The 20,081-nt window shown below is 67.2% G+C and carries 20 protein-coding genes; 9 read left to right on the top strand and 11 right to left on the bottom strand.

Going from position 1 to position 20,081, the window contains the following annotated elements; genetic code table 11:
- Window positions 1–4 precede the first annotated feature (4 nt).
- The 5 genes from RHA1_RS13805 to styD all read right to left on the bottom strand — a co-directional run bounded on the left by RHA1_RS13805 (window position 5) and on the right by styD (window position 6,986).
- Window positions 5–1,444 (bottom strand): APC family permease, encoded by a 1,440-nt coding sequence (locus RHA1_RS13805; protein ID WP_009475612.1) that lies wholly within the window; start codon window positions 1,442–1,444, stop codon window positions 5–7.
- Entirely contained in the window at window positions 1,437–3,395 is a 1,959-nt protein-coding gene (locus tag RHA1_RS13800) for a primary-amine oxidase (protein ID WP_011595527.1), read from the bottom strand. The genes RHA1_RS13805 and RHA1_RS13800 overlap by 8 nt, the downstream gene beginning before the upstream one ends.
- A gap of 172 nt (window positions 3,396–3,567) precedes the next feature.
- Complete coding sequence (locus tag RHA1_RS13795; RefSeq protein WP_029539077.1) at window positions 3,568–4,137, bottom strand: TetR/AcrR family transcriptional regulator; 570 nt, start codon at window positions 4,135–4,137, stop codon at window positions 3,568–3,570.
- 205 nt (window positions 4,138–4,342) lie between these two features.
- Complete coding sequence (locus RHA1_RS13790; RefSeq protein ID WP_011595525.1) at window positions 4,343–5,458, bottom strand: NDMA-dependent alcohol dehydrogenase; 1,116 nt, start codon at window positions 5,456–5,458, stop codon at window positions 4,343–4,345.
- A gap of 40 nt (window positions 5,459–5,498) precedes the next feature.
- Window positions 5,499–6,986, bottom strand: coding sequence for a phenylacetaldehyde dehydrogenase StyD (gene styD / locus RHA1_RS13785; protein WP_011595524.1), 1,488 nt, complete (start codon window positions 6,984–6,986; stop codon window positions 5,499–5,501).
- A 170-nt stretch (window positions 6,987–7,156) separates the two neighbouring features.
- On the opposite strand from styD, the gene relB reads away from it, so the two are divergent.
- Window positions 7,157–7,822, top strand: coding sequence for a type II toxin-antitoxin system RelB family anti-toxin (gene relB / locus RHA1_RS13780; RefSeq protein WP_005255983.1), 666 nt, complete (start codon window positions 7,157–7,159; stop codon window positions 7,820–7,822).
- Window positions 7,823–7,893: 71 nt separating this feature from the next.
- Complete coding sequence (locus RHA1_RS13775; protein ID WP_337504219.1) at window positions 7,894–8,490, top strand: cupin domain-containing protein; 597 nt, start codon at window positions 7,894–7,896, stop codon at window positions 8,488–8,490.
- A 70-nt stretch (window positions 8,491–8,560) separates the two neighbouring features.
- Here the strand turns inward: RHA1_RS13775 and RHA1_RS13770 are convergent, their stop codons facing one another.
- Window positions 8,561–9,913 carry an ammonium transporter gene (locus tag RHA1_RS13770; RefSeq protein WP_011595522.1) on the bottom strand — a complete coding sequence of 451 codons (1,353 nt, stop codon included), beginning with the start codon at window positions 9,911–9,913 and terminating at the stop codon, window positions 8,561–8,563.
- A 201-nt stretch (window positions 9,914–10,114) separates the two neighbouring features.
- On the opposite strand from RHA1_RS13770, the gene RHA1_RS13765 reads away from it, so the two are divergent.
- Window positions 10,115–10,666, top strand: a complete 552-nt coding sequence (locus RHA1_RS13765) for a HutD/Ves family protein (RefSeq protein WP_011595521.1) — start codon at window positions 10,115–10,117, stop codon at window positions 10,664–10,666.
- A 45-nt stretch (window positions 10,667–10,711) separates the two neighbouring features.
- Here RHA1_RS13765 and RHA1_RS13760 read toward each other — a convergent pair whose 3' ends face one another.
- Genes RHA1_RS13760 through RHA1_RS13740 form a run of 5 tightly spaced genes read right to left on the bottom strand, consistent with a single transcriptional unit; the run spans window position 10,712 to window position 14,179 of the window.
- Window positions 10,712–11,287 (bottom strand): TetR/AcrR family transcriptional regulator, encoded by a 576-nt coding sequence (locus RHA1_RS13760; protein ID WP_041811428.1) that lies wholly within the window; start codon window positions 11,285–11,287, stop codon window positions 10,712–10,714.
- A complete protein-coding gene (locus RHA1_RS13755) occupies window positions 11,284–12,282 on the bottom strand; it encodes a heme-dependent oxidative N-demethylase family protein (protein ID WP_011595519.1) in 999 nt (332 codons plus the stop codon). Before RHA1_RS13755 ends, RHA1_RS13760 begins: the two co-directional genes overlap by 4 nt.
- A complete protein-coding gene (locus RHA1_RS13750) occupies window positions 12,279–13,256 on the bottom strand; it encodes a PDR/VanB family oxidoreductase (RefSeq protein WP_011595518.1) in 978 nt (325 codons plus the stop codon). The genes RHA1_RS13755 and RHA1_RS13750 overlap by 4 nt, the downstream gene beginning before the upstream one ends.
- Window positions 13,253–13,789 carry a dimethylamine monooxygenase subunit DmmA family protein gene (locus RHA1_RS13745; RefSeq protein WP_011595517.1) on the bottom strand — a complete coding sequence of 179 codons (537 nt, stop codon included), beginning with the start codon at window positions 13,787–13,789 and terminating at the stop codon, window positions 13,253–13,255. The genes RHA1_RS13750 and RHA1_RS13745 overlap by 4 nt, the downstream gene beginning before the upstream one ends.
- Before the next feature lie 6 nt (window positions 13,790–13,795).
- On the bottom strand, window positions 13,796–14,179 hold the full coding sequence (locus RHA1_RS13740; RefSeq protein WP_009475598.1) for a cupin domain-containing protein: 384 nt from the start codon (window positions 14,177–14,179) through the stop codon (window positions 13,796–13,798).
- Between the two features lie 46 nt (window positions 14,180–14,225).
- Between RHA1_RS13740 and RHA1_RS49390 the strand changes: the two genes are divergently transcribed.
- From RHA1_RS49390 to RHA1_RS13715, 6 genes are read left to right on the top strand one after another with little or no spacing between them, the layout of a single operon-like run.
- Entirely contained in the window at window positions 14,226–14,435 is a 210-nt protein-coding gene (locus tag RHA1_RS49390; RefSeq protein WP_148228385.1) for a hypothetical protein, read from the top strand.
- A 57-nt stretch (window positions 14,436–14,492) separates the two neighbouring features.
- On the top strand, window positions 14,493–15,686 hold the full coding sequence (locus RHA1_RS13735; RefSeq protein ID WP_011595516.1) for an NAD(P)/FAD-dependent oxidoreductase: 1,194 nt from the start codon (window positions 14,493–14,495) through the stop codon (window positions 15,684–15,686).
- A 46-nt stretch (window positions 15,687–15,732) separates the two neighbouring features.
- Window positions 15,733–17,094 carry a type III glutamate--ammonia ligase gene (gene glnT / locus RHA1_RS13730; RefSeq protein WP_011595515.1) on the top strand — a complete coding sequence of 454 codons (1,362 nt, stop codon included), beginning with the start codon at window positions 15,733–15,735 and terminating at the stop codon, window positions 17,092–17,094.
- 24 nt (window positions 17,095–17,118) lie between these two features.
- Entirely contained in the window at window positions 17,119–18,015 is an 897-nt protein-coding gene (locus RHA1_RS13725; protein WP_011595514.1) for a class II glutamine amidotransferase, read from the top strand.
- Window positions 18,003–18,701 (top strand): GltB/FmdC/FwdC-like GXGXG domain-containing protein, encoded by a 699-nt coding sequence (locus tag RHA1_RS13720; protein WP_011595513.1) that lies wholly within the window; start codon window positions 18,003–18,005, stop codon window positions 18,699–18,701. The genes RHA1_RS13725 and RHA1_RS13720 overlap by 13 nt, the downstream gene beginning before the upstream one ends.
- 10 nt (window positions 18,702–18,711) lie before the next feature.
- Complete coding sequence (locus RHA1_RS13715) at window positions 18,712–20,028, top strand: FMN-binding glutamate synthase family protein (protein ID WP_009475593.1); 1,317 nt, start codon at window positions 18,712–18,714, stop codon at window positions 20,026–20,028.
- The last annotated feature ends 53 nt before the right edge of the window (window positions 20,029–20,081 follow it).

Here is a 20,081-nt window from a genome sequence, read left to right as displayed (position 1 = left end):
GGACTCAGATCGTGGGGGTGAGTTCGCGACGCTGCCCGACATCCGCCCGGCTCTGCCGGGTGACCCGGGCGACGACCAGTCCGGCGACGAAGAACAGAGCGATCACGGCCAGCAGGATGTCTGCGAGCAGTTCCGACCCGCCGATCAGCGTGGTGAAGTTGTCGAGCACCAACCCGGTGACGGCCACCAGGCCCACGCATCCGAGCACCGGAGCGATGCGAGTGTGCCAGAGCCGGGTATCCAGCCGGGTGCGGGCGAAGAACGCGATGATCGCGACGCTGGTGAGCACCATCAGCACCAGGATGCTCACGGTGGCCAGACCCGCCATCCAGGTGAACAGTTCCAGCACCGGGTCCGCGCCGACGAGCGCGAACACCCCCACGACCACCGTCGCGGAGATCGTCTGGGCGACCGAGCCGATATGCGGGGAACCGTGCTTGGCGTGGGTGCGGGACAGTGCGCGCGGTGCCGCGCCCTTGCGGGCGAGGGCGAACACGTACCGGGAGATGGCGTTGTGGAAGGCCAGGAGCGCGGCGAACAGGCTGGTCACAAGCATGATCGCCATGACATCGGCCGCGGGTCCGCCCAGGAACTGCGCGGCAGCGGCGAACGTCAGCCCGGCAGGGTCGGCGGCGGCCGCCGCCGAGACGTTGTCGCTGCCGAACGCGAGCACCACCGCCCAGCTCGCCAGCGCATACACCAGTCCGATGACGATCACGGCGGCGTACGTCGCGATCGGAATCGTGCGCCGGGGGTTGCGGGCCTCCTCGCCGTAGATCGCGGTCGCCTCGAAGCCGATGAACGACGCGATTGCGAACATCAATGCGACACCGGGAGATCCGCTGAAGAACGACGTCGGGGTGAACGACGCGAAGTCGATACCCGCGGCCCCGCCCCGCACCAGCACGCCGAAGGACAGCGCGAGGATGATGCCGATCTCGAGCACGAGGAGCACCCCCAGGACCTTGGCGCCGAGGTCGATGCTGCGGTATCCGAGCACGGCCACGAGAGCGATGAGTACCAGCGCCCACATCCACCACGGCAGGTCGGGTCCGCCGTACTGGACCACCAGGCCCTGAATCGTAGCGGCGGCCAGACCGTATACGGCGGCCTGGATGGCGGTGTAGGTCAGCAGAGCGAGGCCGGCCGCGCCGAGCCCACACGATTCGCCCAGCCCCTTGGCGACGTAGGCGTAGAACGCGCCGGTGTCGACCATGTGGCTGCTCATCGCCGCATATCCGACGCTGAAGACGAGCAGGACCAGTGCGGCGATGAGGTAGGCGGTCGGGGCGCCCGCGCCGTTGCCGATCGCGATCATGACGGGCAGAGCGCCGCCGATCGCGGTCAGCGGCGCCGCCGCGGCGATGACGAGGAAGACGATCCCGACGACGCCGATGGATCCGCGTAACTTGCCGGCTCCCGAACCCGTGGTGGTGTCAGACATCCGATCCCCCGTCCGCGTGGCAGCTGCCGCCACCGGTCGAGCAGTGCTTCGACACGGTGCGGGGAACGTCGAGTGCGGGGTTGCGGTCGAAGAAGCCGTTGGGCTTCAACGTGAATCCGGTGTAGTCGACGGGCATGATCGGCCAGTCCTCCGGCCGCGGGAAGTGAGTGAGGCCGAACGTGTGCCAGACGACGACGTCCTCGTTCTCCAGATCACGGTCGCCGGCCACGAAACTCGGCAGTCCGGCGCCACCCGCGTGCTGGTTCACGAAATCCCCTGCCGCGTAACGCTCCTTCTCGTCGAACCGGGTGACCCACAGGTGCTTGGTGGCGAACGTCGCCCGCGCCGCGATCGAGGAGTCGTCGTCGGCCAGCAGGATCGGCTGACCATCCGGGTGGAGTGCGTACGCCACCGGCTTGCCCAGACGGTTCAGCTTGTTCGGGTTGCTGATGTGCCACACGCGCCCGACGCTGTTGTCCGCGAGGCGCTGCGCCTCGGATTCCTTCGTCAGCGGCGTGCGCTCGAGGGTGAACGCGTTGCCGTGCAGGTTCCCGGGGCCCATCTTCACCCGCTTGGTCTGCACCTCCTCGACGGAGTTGCGGTCGCCGTCGATCATCATGTCGAGGCGGGCGCTGAACAGGTGCTGGTGGTACGGGGCGCCGAGGCCGGGAGCGATCTCCGAGGCGTACGGGTAGTCGCCGCCCGGGTGACCCGACGTGAAGACGATGCCGGTGGCCTTGACCTCGAATTCGATGGTGCCGTCGAGGTAGAGGTACCAGAAGAACCCGTAGTCGTAGTTGCCGATCGTGGTGAAGAAGGAGATGACGAGACGGCGCTGGCGGCGGGTCTCGGCGGAGCCGGCCCACAGGTCGGTGTGCTTCCACAGCACGCCGAAGTCCTCCTCGTGCATGCACACGGCGTTCTTCAGCGTCTTGGGGGTGCCGAACTCGTCGGCGATGACGGCGTCGAAGTAGGTGATGTCACCGACGCAGTCGCAGCCGAGTTCGAGGGCGTTCGCGTACCGGCCCACCATGTACTCGCCGGTGTCGAAGTAGTTCTGCCACGACCGGACCGGCGAAGGGTCGCCGTAGGGCACCACCATCTCGGCGATGGACGCGCGGTGGATGATGGGGCGGACCCGGTCGCCGTCGGCGAATCCGAGCTGGTGGAGGACGAGACCTTCGCGGGCGTCGAAGCCGACGCGGAACGACCACTTCTCCCAGTCGACGTGGTTGCCGTCGACGACGAAGCTCGGTCCCTCGGGCTGGGTGATCTCGATGGGCTTCTGGGTGGTGCGCAGGGGGCCGGTGACGGTGACGTCGTCGAAGTTGCCCGACTCCTCGGGGATCGGGACGGCGCCGAGGTCGAGAACGTCGGTGACGGTCCGGTTCATCACGTCGACGAATCCGACGAGCCCGTCGATCGGGTGGGCCCAGGCGTGGTCCTTCGGGTGGTCCTGGCGGAACGCGAGCCCCCGGAGGATCCGCGTGCCCGTCTCGCCGGGGTAGTCGAAGACGCCGGCCGAGAGGGGAGCGACCCGGACGTCGGCGACGTCGAGTCCGCGGGCGGCGAGCGCGGCGAGCCAGCGTTCGTCGGCGGCCAGCACCTGTTCGACGAGCTCGAACTCCTCGTCCAGGACGGGCATCTGACCGTCGCGGGCGGCGTCGAGGGTCACCGAGCTGATCACCGACCGCTGAGTCACGGACACCACGACGTCCACCGCGTTCGGCGACGAGATGTCGTGCAGCAGAACGCGGAATCGGCGATCGGTCTCGGGGGTCTCCGCCGTGTACAGCGCCGACTTGTCCGGTTCCTCGAGGCCGACGTAGACGAATCTCGTCTGCTCGGTCAGCGCGTCGGCGGCCTCGAGGATCTCGCGGAGGGAGGCGATTTCTTCGACGGTCGGCAGCGACAGCGGGTGGTCGATACGCGCAGGGGAAAGGGTGGGCATGTCGCGATCCTTTGGTTCTACGGGTGTTGAATAAAAAGCTTAGTGACGTACGTTACAGCCGAGGTGCCCTCGTGTAAACAGTGAGTTTCACGCCCGAACATACTGACCGTTCGGTCAAAAAAGATGTTCTATCGGATTCCGCGGCAACGGCTTTGGCCGGGCGACGGAAAGATCAGAGTGCGGCGACGAACTGCTCGAGCATCTCCAGCTGACGCTCCGACGACGTTTCGCCCGGCGTGAGGACACCCAGAATCTGCATGCCCATCATCATGTTCAGGAGTTGCTCGACCACGATAGTGACGTCGATGTCGCCGACAGAGCCCTCCTCGCGCGCCTGCTCGAGGAAGATCGCCATCTGCTCACGCCAATTGTCCATGGTGCGGCGGTTGGTCGCGGCCATCTGCTCGTCGTACATGGCCCGCGGCCACAGCGAGGCGGCGATCCGGGCCTCGAGGAGTTGCTCCTCGTTGATCGGCATCACTTCGCGGCAGAGGATGCGCAGTGCGTCGAGGCCGGTCGCGTCGCCGAGCGCCTCGGCGATCCGGCGGTCGGTGGCCTCGGAGATGTGCTCGTACGAGGTACGGAGGATCTCGTCCTTGCCGGCGAAGTAGTGGCTCAGGGCGCCGTTGGTGTATCCGGCCTCGGTGGCGATGTCGCGCATGTTGGCAGCCTCGATACCGCGAGCGGCGATCAACCGCCAGGCGGCGGCGGTGATGCTGCGCCGACGCTCGTCGTGATCCACGAGCTTAGGCACGACGCGTACCTGCCCCACCAGCGATCATGCGACCACGGTATCAATGTGCTCCGCCGAGATTGAGAACGACCACTCCCGAGACGACGAGACCGGCGGCAATCGCGGCAATCAGGAACACGTACGGCATGGGGACAGGGAACCATGCCGGGAGCGGAGAGGCGTGCAGCGCCCCACCGCTCCCGACTGTGCCGATCTACGAATACATGATGACGCCGCGGACGTTCTCGGCCTTCCGCATCGCCTCGTAGCCGTCGTTTATCTGATCGAGTGTGTATGTCCTCGTGATCATCTCGTCTAGCTTCAGCTGACCCTCCATATACAGGCGCAGCAGATGAGGGATGTCGAACCGGATGTTCGCGTTGCCGAACCACGCCCCCTTGAGGGTCTTGCGCATCGCCGTCAGATCGAACAGGTTCAGATCGACGTCGTTCTGCGTGACGTCGCCGACCGACACGTGGACGCAGGTGCCGCCCTTGGCCACCAGGCTCATCGCCGGGGCGATGATGCGGCCACTCGCATTCGCGACGGTGATGAGCACCTTGTCGGCGAGCTGGCCCCACGTCAGATCCTGGAGGAGGGGGAGCGCCTCGTCGATGCTCGCCGCGGTGTGGGTCGCGCCGAAGATCTTGGCCTGCTCCCGCTTGAATTCCGCCGGGTCGACGACCACCACGTGCCGGGCCCCGGCGAGCGCAGCACCCTGAACCGCACCGCACCCGACGCCGCCCATGCCGATCACGACGACGGTCTCACCGGCCTGGACGCCGGCCGCATACACCGACGACCCCCAGCCGGTGGTGACGCCGCAGCCGACCAGCGCCGCCTTGTCGAGGGGGATGTCCTTCGTGATCTTGACGCACGAAGCCTCGTTGACCACCGTGTACGGCGAGAACGTCCCGATCAGGCACTGGATGGCGGCGTCCTTGCCGCGAACGTGGTGCCGGGCCGTGCCGTCCGAGATCTGCCAGCCCTCGAGCAGGTGGGCTCCCAGGTCGCAGATGCTGGACTGGCCGGTCGCGCACTGCCGACATCGGCCGCACGCGGGGATGAATCCGAGGGCGACGTGATCGCCCTTCTCGACGCTGGTGACACCGGGCCCGACCTCGAGCACGACGCCGGCGCCCTCGTGGCCACCGATGAACGGGTAGTACTCGAGCGGCAGGCTGCCGTCACGGACATGTTCGTCCGAGTGGCACATTCCCGACGCCGCCAACTGCAGAAGCACTTCACCGTGCTTCGGCGGGTCGAGTTCCAGTTCTTCGATCTGCCACGGCTGACCGGGCTCCCACAACACTGCGGCCTGGGTCTTCATAGGTCCTGCTCCTGTCCGACGACGTCGATGCTGTGGGCGATCAGAGGATGATCGTGACGACCTTCTCCTCGGTGTTGGCTTCGATTCCGGCCCAGCCGAGTTCGCGGCCGGTGCCGCTGGTCTTCATGCCGCCCCAAGGCAGGGCCGGGTCGATGGGTGCCCAGCCGTTCACCGCGACCGCCCCGGCGCGGACCTTGCCGGCGAGGGTGTGGGCGTGGGAGACGTCGCGGGTCCAGATGGAGGCGGCGAGCCCGTAGTCGGTGGCGTTGGCGATCGCGATCGCCTCGTCGGTGGTGTCGAACGCGATGACGGTGCCGACGGGTCCGAAGATCTCTTCCCGGGCGATCTTCATGTCGTTGTTCGCGTCCGCGAAGATGGTCGGCTGGACGAAGAATCCGTCCCCGTCCGGGCGGCCACCGCCGGCGACGACCCGGGCGCCCTCGCTGCGTCCGGCCTCGATGTAGCCGAGGACGGTGTCGCGCTGCTTCGCGTTGACCAGGGCGCCCATCGTGGTGGCCGGGTCGAAGGGGTCGCCGAGGACCTGCGCGGACGCGGCGGCGGCGAGACCGTCGACCACCTGCGAGTACAGCGACCGGTGCACCAGGATGCGGGTGCCCGCGGCACACACCTCGCCCTGGTTGAAGAACAGTCCCATCGCCGTGCCGCCCACGGCGGCCTCGAGGTCGGCGTCGGGGAGGATGATCTGCGGGGACTTGCCGCCGAGTTCGAGGGTGGTGCGCTTGAACGTGTCGGCGGCGCGCTTGGCGATGATCCGGCCGACGCGGGGGCTGCCGGTGAAGCTGATCTTGTCGACGCCGGGGTGGCCGGCGAGCGCGTCGCCGGCGACCTCGCCGAGGCCGGGCACGATGTTGACGGTGCCGGCGGGCAGTCCGGCCTCTTCCAGCAGCGTCGCGAGGTGCAGGATCGACAGCGGTGCGTCCTCCGGTGGCTTGACCACCAGGGTGTTCCCGGCGGCCAGGGCGGGGGCGATCTTCCACGCGGAGATCATCAGTGGGGTGTTCCACGGGACGATCGCGCCGATCACGCCGACCGGTTCACGGACGGTGTACGAGTGGGTGGGCTGGCCGAAGTAGCCGGCGGTGGGGATGGACTGGCCGGTGATCTTGTCGGCCCAGCCGGCGAAGTGCCGGAACGTGCCCGCGGCCATCGGGATGTCGAGCATGGTGGGCTGGCCGACGGGCTTGCCGACGTCGAGGGCCTCGAGCCGGGCCAGGATCTCGCCGTCGCGTTCGATGAGATCGGCGACCTTGTTCAGGATCCGTCCGCGGGCGGCACCGGGCAGCGATCCCCATTCACCGTTCAGCTGGGTGCGGGCGGCGCGGACCGCGTCGTCGATGTCCTGCGCGGTTCCGGCGGACACGTCGACGAGCGGCTTGCCGGTGGCCGGGTTCAGATCCGTGAACGTTCCGCCGTCCGACGCCGGGCGCCACTGTCCGCCGATGAACAGCTGCGTAGCGGCTCCATCAGGAAGCCCTGTGGCACTGACGTTCTCGTGTACTGCGGTCATAGCGTCAACTCTCCCGGTGGTGTTGTGATGGCTGTCACAAGCATGCGGGCGCGGGCGCGGCGCCGTCTTGCACGCAAGCGCACGGTTGTTGCTCGTATGCGCACCGATTCGCCGTCCGGCGTAGTGAGTCGCGGTTTCCTGACAGTAAACGGCGCTGCTACGATGCGGACGTGACCACTCGACCCGAGACCGAGGTCCACCGCGACACGGGAGACCCCGCCCCCGTCGAGCGTGAGGTGCCGTCCGATACGCCCACCGGGCCCGATCTCGAAAAGGTGATCGCCAGGCAGGTGCGGTCGCTCCGCAAAGCCAGTGGACTCTCCGTCGGAGACATGGCGGCCAAGGTCGGAATCTCGAAGGCCATGCTGTCCAAGATCGAGAACTCGCAGACCTCCTGCAGTCTGTCGACGCTGGCGCGTCTGGCGGCCGGACTCGACGTGCCCGTCACCTCTCTGTTCCGGGGCGCCGACACCGCCCGCGACGCCGTGTACGTCGAGGCGGGCCACGGTGCGGTCATCGTCGGGCGAGGCACCCGGGTGGGCCACCACTACGAACTGCTCGGCGCACTGCGTGGGCAGCACAAACGACTCGAGCCGGTGCTGGTCACGCTCACCGACTCCAGCGAGACGTTTCCGCTGTTCCAGCATGCCGGCACCGAACTGCTCTACATGCTCGAAGGCGTCATGGTCTACGGGCACGGCGAGGCCGAGTACACGCTGCGACCAGGAGATTCGCTGCTTCTCGACGGTGAAGGTCTGCACGGTCCCAACGATCTCGTGCGGTTGCCCATCCGCTTTCTCGCCGTCACTGCCTACCCCGATCACCACGAGGACTGACGGCGGTATCGGGATTTCGACCTTCCTCCGCCTCCACACCGGGCGTAGAGTGGCGGTTGGTTCGAAAGGTCGTGGTTACGGTGATAGCGACAGTGCAGATAGCGTCCGACGTCCAGTCCGCGCTGCCCTTCGACCGCCTCGAGCCGGTTCACCTGGCGACCGCGGGCACGATCGGTGTCTACTATTTCGACTACGGCACCGATGCGCGAATGAACTCGGATGATCTCGGCGACTTCTACGTCGTTCAGATCCCGCTGTCGGGTACGGCCCGAATTACTTCTGGCGCAGAGGAGTTCGATTCGACCATGTCGGTCGCGTCGATTCTGCAGCCGGGACGCTCCGCCACCATGCAGTGGCACGAAGGGCAATCTCAGCTGATCATCCGGCTTGCGCGCCGAAGTCTCGAGGAGCACTTGCAGGAAATTCTCGGGAGCCCACTCGGTGAACCGCTGAGATTCGAGCCGCAGATGGAACTCGGAAGACCCGCGATCCGCGGGTGGCGTGAGTCGGTCGAACTTCTGGAGCACGAAGTGGCGAATCATGCCGCGATTACCGCAGATTCGGCCGCCATGGAGGAGTTCGACACGATCGTGCTGAGTCAGTTCCTGTCCGCTCAGCCGAACAATTACAGCGCGAGGCTTCGGAGTCTGGCTCAGAGCCTGACCTAGCTGGGCACACCAGTGGCCCTGCCCCGTGGAGTGCTGCGGGGCAGGGCCATTGTCTGTGTCGTGCGCGGAATCAGGCCTTGGCAGGGTCCGCAGCCCTGGTCGTGATCGCTTCTGCGCCGAGAACCGCGTCGGCGCCGTGCTTGGAGGCGCCGGTGAGGCCGACGGCATCGAGTACGTAGGCCGTCTCGCCGTGGACGGACACGTCGAGGCCGTCGTATTCGCTGTCCTGGTCGGCGCGAATGCCCATGAATTTCTTCAGTGCGAGGACGATCACGAGCGTGACGACGAAGGAGTACGCGAGAACGGCTGCCACGGCGACACATTGGCGCCACAGGACGTCGACGCCACCGCCGTAGAAGAGTCCCGCGGCGCCGCTGGGAGCAGCCGGATCTGCGAGGAAACCGATCAGAACGGTACCGAGGATGCCGCCGACCAGGTGCACGCCGACGACGTCGAGTGCGTCGTCGTAGCCGAGCCGGTACTTCCAGGAGACCGCGAAGCAGCAGACCGCGCCGGCCGCGCCTCCCACGACGAGCGCGCCGAGGGGTGAGACGGCGCCACAGGCCGGCGTGATGGCAACCAGCGCCGCAATCAGACCCGACGCGGCGCCCAGCGACGTGGCGTGGCCTTCGCGCAGTTTCTCGACGACGAGCCAGGCGCAGATACCGGCGCACGACGCGGCGACCGTGTTGAGGATGACGACGGATGCACTGTTTCCGGCGGACAGAGCCGAGCCACCGTTGAACCCGAACCAACCGAAGAACAGGATTCCCGCGCCGAGCATGGTCAGGGGAAGGCTGTGCGGGCGCGGCGAGACGGGGAACGTCTTGCGGGCCCCGAGGACCAGGACGACCGCGAGAGCGGCCACGCCGGCATTGATATGCACGGCCGTGCCGCCGGCGAAGTCGACGGCGCCGAGCGTGTTTGCGATCCATCCACCGATCACCGACCCGTCCTCGGAGTCGAACGCGAACACCCAGTGGGCGACGGGGAAGTAGACGAACGTGGCCCACAGTCCGGCGAACACCATCCAGGCACCGAACTTCATCCGGTCGGCCAGCGCTCCGGAGATGAGCGCGACGGTGATGCCGGCGAACAACAGCTGGAATCCGGAGACCAGCGCGGGCGGCAGTCCGGGTTCGGCGGGGGCCTCCAGCAGCGAGCTGGAGCCGAAGTACTCGAGGGGGTCGCCCAGGACGCCGAGACCGCCGAGGGAGTTACCCAGCACGGCGGAGTAGCCGAACACGATCCACAGGACGCCGACGACGGCGAACGCGCCGAACGTCATCATGGCCATGTTGAGGGTGTTGCGCACGCTGACCATTCCGCCGTAGAACATGGCCAGACCGGGCACCATGAGGCTCACTGCCGTGAAGGCCGCCAGAATCCAGGCGGTATCGGCCGCAGCGACTGCTTCGTTCATAGTCGTCCACCTTGATCGAAGATGGCGTGACACCTGTAGTGTCCGCCTTTGGGAATCAATGTCTAGTGACAGTGAACCAAAGCGGAGATTGCGGAAATAGTTCGCCGCGTGACAACTGCGTAACGGAATTCGGTATGCGCCTGCGTTTCGGTTTGCGAAAAACAGTGTCGTGACAGTGGACTGGCTAGGTAAGGAGAAAGAGTGACCACAGGTCGCGAGGCCCGCATCGTCCGGCGCTCGGATCGCCGGACCATCCCGTGGGCCAACGGCGCGGGCACCACTGCGGAGATCGCCGCCGGTGCCGCGTCGCGGTGGCGTTTCAGCGTCGCGACGCTCGAGGCGAGCTCGACGTTCTCGCCGTTTCCCGACATCGATCGGATATTCACGGTGATCGGCGACCATCCCGTGTCACTCGACTTCGGCGGCGTCCACACCCTGATTCCGCGCCTGAGTCCGACGGCCTTCGCCGGTGAGCGCAGCCCCGACTGCGTGGCGGAAGGTCCGACCGAGGCGTTCAACGTCATGGTCCACAGGTCCACCACCGCGGCGTCCGTGGACATCGTCGACATCGGAGCGGCGCAGGACGTGACAGCCGACGGGCGGCTGGCCGTCCTCGTCCTGGTCCTCGGTGGGCGGCTCACGACGGACCTCGGTCCCGTCGATCCGGGCGACTGCCTCCTCGTCGAGCGGGGATCGGTGCGGCTGTCCGGGCAAGCGTCGGTCGTGGTGGCGAAGATCCTCGCCCGCACGTGAGTGGCAAAGCGTGCCGGGGCACACTTTGCCACTCACGTGCGGGGACTACCTCGCGGTCGACAGGATTCGGCGTAGCCGCTCGATCGCGCGCTCGGTCGCGGGACGATCCTTCGCGACGAGCTGGTGCATGACGAATCCCTCGATCGCCGAGTACACCAGCAGGGTCAGGTCTTCGTCGGCGGTGATGCCCAGCCGGGTCAATGCCTGCGACGTCGCCTCGATGTACGTGGCGTACAGCAGTTTCACGTGCGGGTCGAGGCGCGGGGTCCGCCGGGACTCGAGCATCAGCTCGTACTGGAAGACCTGGAGGTCGGGGTCGCGGGCGACGAGGTCGGTGAGGTGCTCGACGAAGTGGTCGAGCGACGATCCGGCGGCGATGTCGGCGAAGACGCTCGCACTCTTGTCCAGCGCGTAGCGGAGCGCGGCGTCGAGGAGGGTGTCCGTCGACCCGGCGCTGCGCAGGACGGCCTCGTCCGAGACGCCGGCCTCCCGGGCGACGGCCTGCGTCGTCAGCCCACGCAGGCCGTCGCGGGCGATCACGGAGACCGTCGCGAGAACGAGATCGAGAGCCACCTGATCGCTGTGGGGCGCTGCCCGCCGCCGCCCGTCGGTGAGCGTCACAGTTCGACATTCCCGTGGTTCAGCAGCCATCTCATGCCGGGTTCCCGGGTACGACTGATGCCCTTGTATTCCGCCATGTCCACCGGAAGGTCCTCGAGCACCCGGTACAGTCGTTCGCCCCATTCCGGAACGGTCGCGACGTCCCGGAACGGAAGCAGATACGTCCGGATCAGGAACATGACGGCGCCCGAGTGAGCGAGCCGGATGAGATGCTGCACTTCGGTTCTCAGGAACAGGCGGTCCCCGACCTCGTCGAGCGGGCCGTCGGCGAGGGTGCGCCGGTCCTTCCCCCACTCGGGGTAGGTCTCGGTCGATGTGTCGAGTTTGCCGTCGACGGTCAATGTCCAGTTGGTGCGCCGGTAGCTCTGGCCGGGCTCGAGCCGCATCAGGAAGTTGTGTGCGCGGGTGATGATCTTCTCGCTGTGAATACGCGGGACGGGGCCGTGGATCTCGAGGAAGCTCATGCCCACGTCGAATCCGAATGACCAGTCGGCCGCGAAGGTCACCAGTCCGGCGTCGCCCCACAACGCGCCCTCGCGCTGGTCGAGGAGCACGACGTCTTCCTGGATCTGGCCGCAGATGTACACCAGTGGCGGCGCCGGCAACGTGTCGAGGTCGCCGAACACGAAGGTGTGCTCGATGCCGAGAAGGTCGTTCTTCCACAACCACCCGTCTTCGCGCCGCTCGAGGGTCATGGTGTCGGGGTATTCGTCGGCGAGGGTGCGCATCAGCGTGAGCATCGCGTCCCAGGCGGCGGGGACCATGTGGGGCAGGCATTGGTGCCGCGACGGATCCTCCGCCAGGATGCGCTCGCGTTCGGCGAGTTCCCGGTGGTAGTGGGCGTCGATGGCGATGCGGGTGTCACCCCAGCTGCCGGCCACGGTGTCGGTCGAGTGTCCGGCCGGCTCGACGTTGGTGCTGTAGCGGTACTGGTCGCGGGGAAAGGGGAAGGGAAAGCGGGTGATGTGGTCGGCACGCGATTCGGTGGTTGTCACAGATCCAGCTCCAATCGGTCTCCTGCGGAACGTGATACGCACGGCATGATCGAATCTCCGCAGGCCTTCTCCTCGTCGGTGAGGAACAGGTCGCGGTGTTCGATCTCGCCGCCGCGGACCGACAGCCGGCATTCGCCGCACACCCCCTGCCGGCAGAGGTTCGGGACGTTGATTCCCTTGTCCAGCAACGCCTCGAGGAGGGTGGTCCCCGACGGCACGGGAACGATCATTCCGGTGCGCCCGAGCGTGGCGGCGAAGGGCGCACCCTCGGGCAGCGGGCCCGCACCGAACGCCTCCGAGTGCACGCGCCCCGGCGGCCAGCCGCAATTGCGGGCCCACTCGGCCACCGCCGCGATCATCGGCGCAGGCCCGCACGTGTAGATGTGGGTGCCGAGTGGCTGGTCCGCCAGTGTGGGAATGAGGCGGTCCGCGAGTTCTTCGGGCGCCGAGACGGTGACCAACCGGTCGCCGCACAGCGCCGCCAACTCGTCGGCGTGCGCTCCCAGTTGATCGCGAAAGGAGTAGATCACTTCGAACGAACGACCCCACTCGAGGGCCGCCCGGACGTGCGACAGGATCGGCGTGACGCCGATTCCACCCGCGATCAGGAGGTGGTGCCGCGCAGTGAGCGCGGGAGCGAATGCGCTGCGCGGAAGGCTCACGCGGATGCGCTGATCCGGCTGGAGGTCGTGGAGCCAGCGCGAACCGCCGTGGCCGTTCTCGTCGAGCCGGACCGAGATCGCGTAGTGGTCCGGCTCGATCGAGGGGCCGGTGAGCGAGTAGGAATTGTGCCGACCCTCGGCCCAGGTGACGGCGATGTGGCTGCCCGGGGTGAACGACGGCAGGGTGCGGCCCGCCGGGTCCGCGAGCACGATGTGCCGGATGCCCGGGCACAGCAGCCGTGCCTCGCGCACTGTCAGAGTGAGCCCTCCGGTGATGCTCTCGCCCGCAACTGTTTCGAGTGCCGTGGTCATGGAAGTTCCTCCGAGTCGGCTCGATATCCCAGGTAGGCGCTGTGGCGCCGGGAGTAGTGGTAGTAGACGGTGAGTTCGGCGGAACAACCGCCGCACGGCGCGCGGCCGCCGATGGCTACCGGCACCGAGGACGACGTGGTGTGGCAGTGCGCGCAGAACACGTCGCGCACCGGGGCGTCGGGGTGGGGCATCGCGGCGATCTCGGCGGGCAACGCGCCCGCGGAGATCAGCCGAGAACGCACCGCCCCCACCATGTGCTCGGGGCCCGCCACGACGAACCGCCACCCGATGCGCGCCTCGGACAGCAGTTCGCCGAGACCGCCGAACCCGGATCCGGCCGCGTCGTCGACGATCACCGTGCGAGTGGGAACGGGCGCCACGCGCTCGGACAGCGCGCGGAGGACCTGGGCGCTGACCGAACGCTCCGCGACCAGTACGTAGCGGGTGACGAGAGCGCCCGCTGCGAGGTCGTCGACGGCCGAGTAGTCGGATCGCCACCGGGGGACGCTGGTCGACCTCATCGATACCGCCATCGCGGATCAGGGAGCGAAGGAACGGTGGCCGACGAAGTAGGCCAGCGCGCGGTCGGGGGTGGTGAAGCGGATACGCGAACCCTTGGGGAAGAAGATCGCGTCCTTCGCCTTCGCCACCTCGACCTGGCCGGTGTCGAGGTTCTCGAGGGTGAACTCCCCTTCGAGGACGACCTTCATCTCGTCGTAGGCGTAGTAGTAGTCGAGCGGGGCGTCGGTGCGCTGGAGTTCGAAGTAGCCGGCCGACATCTCCGATCCGTCCGGGTTGGCGAAGACGTCGTCGATGTATCCCTTGGTGCCCGGGTACTCCGAGACCGGCATCTGAGGCAGGTTCTCGTGGAATCCGGCGGTGACGCGGAACGGGACGGCGGTGGGCTTGTCGGTCGTGGTCATGGGATCTCCCTGAAGGCGTGGGGACTGGGTTCGCAACCTCCTCGGTATGAAACAAGGAGTAGCAACAGGAAACCACAAGGCATATTTCGATGACGTAAATCAATGCGGCGCTGCTGAAAACATGCAGATCAGCACAGTGATCGATGTTCAAAGCGCATATGAGTGGCGGGATTTGGTGATGCACCAACAACGTTGCTGTAACACGATCGACATAGTAGAACTGTTTCATAATGAACAACAGCGATTCATGAGGTGAAACGAACCGCTACCCAAGCCGCAGCGCCCGAACATCCGGCCGAATGAAGGAAGCAACGTGACACAGACAGTAAAGTTCGTGATCGTCGGTGGGGGACTCGAAGGTCTCGCCATCGCCTGGTCGCTCGCGGACCGCGGCGAGACCGATGTGCTGGTCCTCGAGCGTGACACCCTGTGCTCGGGCATGACCGGAAAGTCCAGTGGCGTGGTCCGGTGCCACTACGGGACGCCGTCGCTGGCGGCGATGTCGTGGTACGGCGTCGACATCTTCACCAGGGCCACCGAGATCTTCGGCGACGACATGGCGTTCCGGCAGTGCGGGTATGTCGTCGGCGTCGGCGAGAACAACATCGACCCGCTGAAGGCGAACGTCGCGATGATGCAGGGCCTCGGTATCGACGTCGACTACATCGGCCACGACACGATGGCCGAACTGTGGCCGGGGCTGCACCTCGACGACTTCGCCGCCTTCGCGTACGAGCCCCTCGGTGGCCGCGGTGAGGCGTACATGGCGGGCATGGCGTTCGGTGCATCGGCCCGCAAGCTGGGCGTCAGAATCCGTCAGAGCACGCCGGTGGCATCGCTGCTGCAGAACGCGGACGGCCGCGTCTACGGGGTGACGCTCGCCAACGGCGACGAAGTGCACGCGGAGCAGGTGATCCTCGCGACCGGTCCGTGGGCCCCCGAACTCGGCGCCGGCGTCGGTGTCGACATCCCGGTCAAAGCCCAACGGGCACAACTCGTCCTGATCGATCAGGGTGTTCCGACGCCGGAGGTGCCGGTGCTGTCGGACCTGGCCGGCCTGCAGTACATCTGCCGCGAGCCGAACGGCGAACTGCTGGTCGGCAACAGCGACCACGCCGCGCCCGAGTACATCGACCCCGACAAGTACAGCAACCGCGCGGACGACAGCACCATCGAGAAGAACATCGGCAAGCTCGGGAACCGTCTGCCCGACATGCCCGACCCGCGGATCACCTCGAGCTACGTCGGCGCGTACGACGTGACACCCGACTACAACCCCATCATCGGGCCCGCACCGGTCGACGGACTCTTCTTGGCCACCGGGTTCTCCGGTCACGGTTTCAAGATCTCGCCGGCGGTCGGCCGCCTCGTCGCCGACATGCTGCTCGACGACGGCAAGACCGGCCTCCCGAACGTCGAGCCGTCCGACTTCCGCTACTCACGCTTCGAGGAGGGCGACCTCCTGTTCAGCCTGCACCCGTACGAGGGTGCCGGCGAGATGCGCTGACCCACAGACCCCCTCACCCCGTAGACCACCAGTTCAGGAGCTACCCATGGCTGTCGACACTGCCGACGCGTTCACCGCGCAGAACATCGTGACAACCCCACCGCAGACCTTGTCCGAGGTGGCCCGGGCCACCGGAACCACCTTCATCCTCGCCCTGTTCGTGACGCTGTCCGGCAAGCCGTGCGCCAAACTGGTCCCGATCGAGGCCGTCGAGCAGCTTCAGGACGACGGCGTGGGCTTCGCCGGGTACGCGGCCGGGCACATGGGGCAGGAGCCCAAGGACTCCGATCTCGTTGCCGTGCCCGATGTCTCGTCGTTCACGCCGATCCCGTTCGTGAAGCCCGGACTGGCGATCGTGCACTGCGACCCGCACGTGGAGGGAAAGCCCTGGCCGTATGCGCCGCGGGTGATCCTGAAGGAGACGCTGAGGAAGGCGTCCGATCTCGGCCTGTCCGTCAACGTCGGCGCGGAGATCGAGTACTTCCTCGTCCACCGCACCGGGGACGGCGCCCTCACCACCGCGGACACGGCCGACGTCAGCCGTCAGCCGTGTTACGACGCCCGCGACGTCACCCGGATGTACGACCATCTGACCGAGGTGTCCGCGGCCATGAACGCGCTCGGGTGGGGCAACTATGCCAACGACCACGAGGACGGCAACGGGCAGTTCGAGCAGAACTTCGACTACGCCGACGCCCTGACCACCGCCGACCGGGTGATCACCGCCCGGTACCTGCTGTCGGTGATCGCCGAGAAGCGTGGCATGAAAGCCACGTTCATGCCCAAACCCTTCTCCGATCGCACCGGTTCCGGCATGCACCTGCACCTGTCGCTGTGGAACGACGCCGGTTCGGTGTTCCCGGACGGCGACGATCCCAAGGGGCTGGGACTGTCGAGGACGGCGTACGCGTTCATCGCGGGAATCCTCGAGCACGCGTGCGCGCTGCAGGGAGTGATCGCGCCGACCGTCAACTCGTACAAACGCACCGGGGCCACGTCCACCAGCAGCGGTGCCACCTGGTCGCCGCGCTACGCCACGTACGGCGGCAACGACCGCACCCACTACCTCCGGGTTCCGGACAGGAACCGGGTGGAACTGCGCGGCGGCGACGGCTCGGCCAACCCCTACCTCGCCGCGGCCGCCGCCATCGCCGCCGGCCTCGACGGCATCGAACGGGATCTCGACCCCGGCACCCCCGGCTCCGGCGACAGTCCCAGCGACATGCTGCCGATGACGCTGCTGCACGCGATGGACGCCCTGGAATCGGATCCGGTCGTCACGGGCGCCCTGGACGTCGCAGGCCCCGGGGTCGCCGAGTACTTCGCGAAACTCAAGCGCGAGGAGTTCTTCGCCTGGCACAACACCGTCTCCCCCTGGGAACTCGACCACTACCTGACAGCGTTCTGAACGACCTCCCGAAAGGAGACATCCATGTGTGGAATCGTCGGACTTCACCTGCGTGAGCCGTCCCTCTACCCACAACTCGGCGCCCTGCTCACCGACATGCTCGGTCAGATGTGCGACCGCGGACCCGATTCCGCAGGCATGGCGATTTACGGCGACCGGACCTGGTCGCCGGTCGGTGAGTCCACGGTCTCGCTACTCGACTGCCCTGTCCCCGCAACGGAACTCGCCGCAACGCTGTCGGCGTCACTCGACACCACCGTCACCGGAATCGACCTCGACCCGACGACGATCCTGCACGGCGTCGTCGGCGCGGCAGATCTCGCGGCGGCCGTGCGCAGCGTGGTGCCGTCGGCACGGGTCATCGGCTTCGGCGACGACCTGACCGTCCTCAAGGGGGTCGGAAACCCCATCGACCTGGCGAACCGGTTCGGGCTGCCGTCGGCGAGCGGCTGGCAGGGTGTCGCGCACACCCGCATGGCCACCGAATCCGCGGTGACCGCCGAGGGGTCGCACCCGTTCTCCGTCGGCCCCGACCAGTGCCTCGTCCACAACGGCTCGTTCTCCAACCACATGAGCATCAAGCATCAGCTCGAACGTGACGGCGTCGTGTTCGACAGCGCCAACGACACCGAGGTCGGGGCGCGGTTCGTCGCCAGGCAGCTCGCCGAGGGCGGCGACTTGGAGAAGGCGCTGCTGATGCTGAACGAGACGTTCGACGGTTTCTACACCCTGCTCGTCTCGACGGCCGACTCGTTCGCCGTGGTCCGGGACGCCATCTCCTGCAAACCCGCCGTCATCGCCGAGACCGACCAGTGGGTCGCGATGGCGTCCGAATACCGCGCCCTGGCGAACCTGCCCGGCGTCGACAACGCCCGAATCTTCGAGCCCGAACCGGAAGAGGTGTACGTATGGCACCGGTAGCCACCACCGAAGCGACTGTCCTGAACCTCGAGACGTCGAGTACCCGTGCCATCAACGAGCGGCTCACCTCGCCGGAGGCCCCGAAGAAGGTCACCGTCACCGGCCCGCAGGGCGCGCACGCACTGGCCTGCGGCCTCGACTCCGACATCGACGTCACCATCGACGGACACGTCGGCTACTACTGCGCCGGCATGAACCAGCACGCGACGGTGACCGTCACCGGCAACTCCGGGGTGGGGGTCGCCGAGAACATGATGTCGGGGACGGTGCACGTCAAGGGTGACGCGTCGCAGTCCGCGGGCGCCACCGCCCACGGCGGCCTGCTCGTGATCGACGGCAATGCCGCCGCCCGCTGCGGAATCTCGATGAAGGGCGTCGACATCGTCGTCGGCGGCAACATCGGCCACATGTCCGCGTTCATGGGTCAGGCGGGGCGGCTCGTCGTCCTGGGCGACGCCGGTGAGGCCCTCGGCGACTCGCTGTACGAGGCCCGCATCTATGTGCGTGGCACCGTCGCCTCCCTCGGCGCCGACTGCATCAAGAAGGAGATGCGCGAGGAGCACCTGACGGAACTGCGGGAGCTGCTGGATCAGGCCGGTTTCGACGCCGACCCGTCCGAGTTCACCCGCTACGGCTCCGCCCGCAAGCTCTACAACTTCCACGTCGACAACGCCAGCGCGTACTAGGAGAACCGTCATGACTACCCCGAACCCGGCCCTGCGCGAATCGGCGACGTTCGACCGCGGCGTCATCTCCGAGATCCAGCGGGCCGCCGAGACCGGCATCTACGACATCCGCGGCTGGGGTGCCAAGCGCAAGCTGCCGCACTTCGACGATCTGCTGTTCCTCGGTGCGTCGATGTCGCGGTACCCGCTCGAGGGCTACCGCGAGAAGTGCGACACCGACGTCGTGCTCGGCGACCGCAACGCCAAGTTCCCGCTGCACCTGGACATCCCGATCACCATCGCCGGCATGAGCTTCGGTGCGCTGTCCGGGCAGGCGAAGGAAGCGCTCGGCCGCGGCGCCAGCGAGGTCGGCACGTCCACCACCACCGGTGACGGCGGCATGACGCCCGAGGAACGGGGGCAGTCGAAGAACCTCGTCTACCAGTACCTGCCGTCGCGGTACGGGATGAACCCGGACGATCTGCGCAAGGCCGACGCCATCGAGATCGTCCTCGGGCAGGGCGCCAAGCCCGGCGGCGGCGGAATGCTGCTGGGGCAGAAGATCACCGAACGTGTCGCCGGGATGCGCACCCTCCCGATGGGTGTGGATCAGCGGTCAGCGTGCAGGCACCCCGACTGGACCGGCCCCGACGACCTCGCCATCAAGATCATCGAACTGCGCGAGATCACCAACTGGGAGAAGCCGATCTACATCAAGGTCGGCGCCACCCGCACCTACTACGACGTGAAACTCGCCGTGAAGGCCGGCGCCGACGTCGTCGTGGTCGACGGCATGCAGGGTGGCACTGCCGCCACCCAGGACGTGTTCATCGAGCACGTCGGCATCCCCACCCTGGCCGCGATCCCGCAGGCGGTCCAGGCGCTGCAGGAACTGGGTGTGCACAGGAAGGTGCAGCTCATCGTGTCCGGTGGCATCCGCAGCGGCGCCGACGTCGCGAAGGCGATGGCCCTCGGGGCGGACGCCGTCGCCATCGGCACCGCAGCCCTGATCGCGCTGGGCGACAACAGCCCCCGCTACGCGAAGCAGTACGAGGAGCTCGGCTCGGCCGCCGGGTTCTACGACGACTTCCAGGCCGGCAAGGATCCCGCCGGCATCACCACCCAGGACCCGGAACTGTCGAAGAACCTCGACCCCGTCGAGGGCGGACGGCGGCTCGCGAACTACTTGCGGGTGCTCACCATGGAGGCGCAGACCCTCGCCCGCGCCTGCGGCAAGTCGCACCTGCGCAACCTCGAACCGGAGGACCTCGTCGCCCTCACCGTCGAGGCGTCGGCGATGGCCCGCGTGCCCCTCGCCGGAACCACCTGGATCCCCGGCACCCTGTAGGGCGGCTCCGCCACCCGTGCGCGGTTAAGGAGTCCAGGGACTCGCTAACCACA

This window comes from Rhodococcus jostii RHA1, from assembly GCF_000014565.1.
GTDB classification, from domain to species: domain Bacteria; phylum Actinomycetota; class Actinomycetes; order Mycobacteriales; family Mycobacteriaceae; genus Rhodococcus_F; species Rhodococcus_F jostii_A.
The sequence above is the reverse complement of the archived record's forward strand: the minus strand, read 5'-3'. Positions and strand labels throughout refer to the sequence as shown.

Bases quoted from the DNA above. Each gene is read 5' to 3' on its own strand.
- RHA1_RS13725 (WP_011595514.1), top strand. From the start codon at position 17,119: ATGTGTGGAATCGTCGGACTTCACCTGCGTGAGCCGTCCCTCTACCCA.
- RHA1_RS13770 (WP_011595522.1), bottom strand. From the start codon at position 9,913: ATGAACGAAGCAGTCGCTGCGGCCGATACCGCCTGGATTCTGGCGGCC.
- RHA1_RS13800 (WP_011595527.1), bottom strand. From the start codon at position 3,395: ATGCCCACCCTTTCCCCTGCGCGTATCGACCACCCGCTGTCGCTGCCG.
- RHA1_RS13740 (WP_009475598.1), bottom strand. From the start codon at position 14,179: ATGACCACGACCGACAAGCCCACCGCCGTCCCGTTCCGCGTCACCGCC.
- RHA1_RS13750 (WP_011595518.1), bottom strand. From the start codon at position 13,256: ATGACCACGGCACTCGAAACAGTTGCGGGCGAGAGCATCACCGGAGGG.
- RHA1_RS13790 (WP_011595525.1), bottom strand. From the start codon at position 5,458: ATGAAGACCCAGGCCGCAGTGTTGTGGGAGCCCGGTCAGCCGTGGCAG.
- RHA1_RS13715 (WP_009475593.1), top strand. From the start codon at position 18,712: ATGACTACCCCGAACCCGGCCCTGCGCGAATCGGCGACGTTCGACCGC.
- styD (WP_011595524.1), bottom strand. From the start codon at position 6,986: ATGACCGCAGTACACGAGAACGTCAGTGCCACAGGGCTTCCTGATGGA.
- RHA1_RS13720 (WP_011595513.1), top strand. From the start codon at position 18,003: ATGGCACCGGTAGCCACCACCGAAGCGACTGTCCTGAACCTCGAGACG.
- RHA1_RS49390 (WP_148228385.1), top strand. From the start codon at position 14,226: ATGAAACAAGGAGTAGCAACAGGAAACCACAAGGCATATTTCGATGAC.
- RHA1_RS13805 (WP_009475612.1), bottom strand. From the start codon at position 1,444: ATGTCTGACACCACCACGGGTTCGGGAGCCGGCAAGTTACGCGGATCC.
- glnT (WP_011595515.1), top strand. From the start codon at position 15,733: ATGGCTGTCGACACTGCCGACGCGTTCACCGCGCAGAACATCGTGACA.
- RHA1_RS13745 (WP_011595517.1), bottom strand. From the start codon at position 13,789: ATGGCGGTATCGATGAGGTCGACCAGCGTCCCCCGGTGGCGATCCGAC.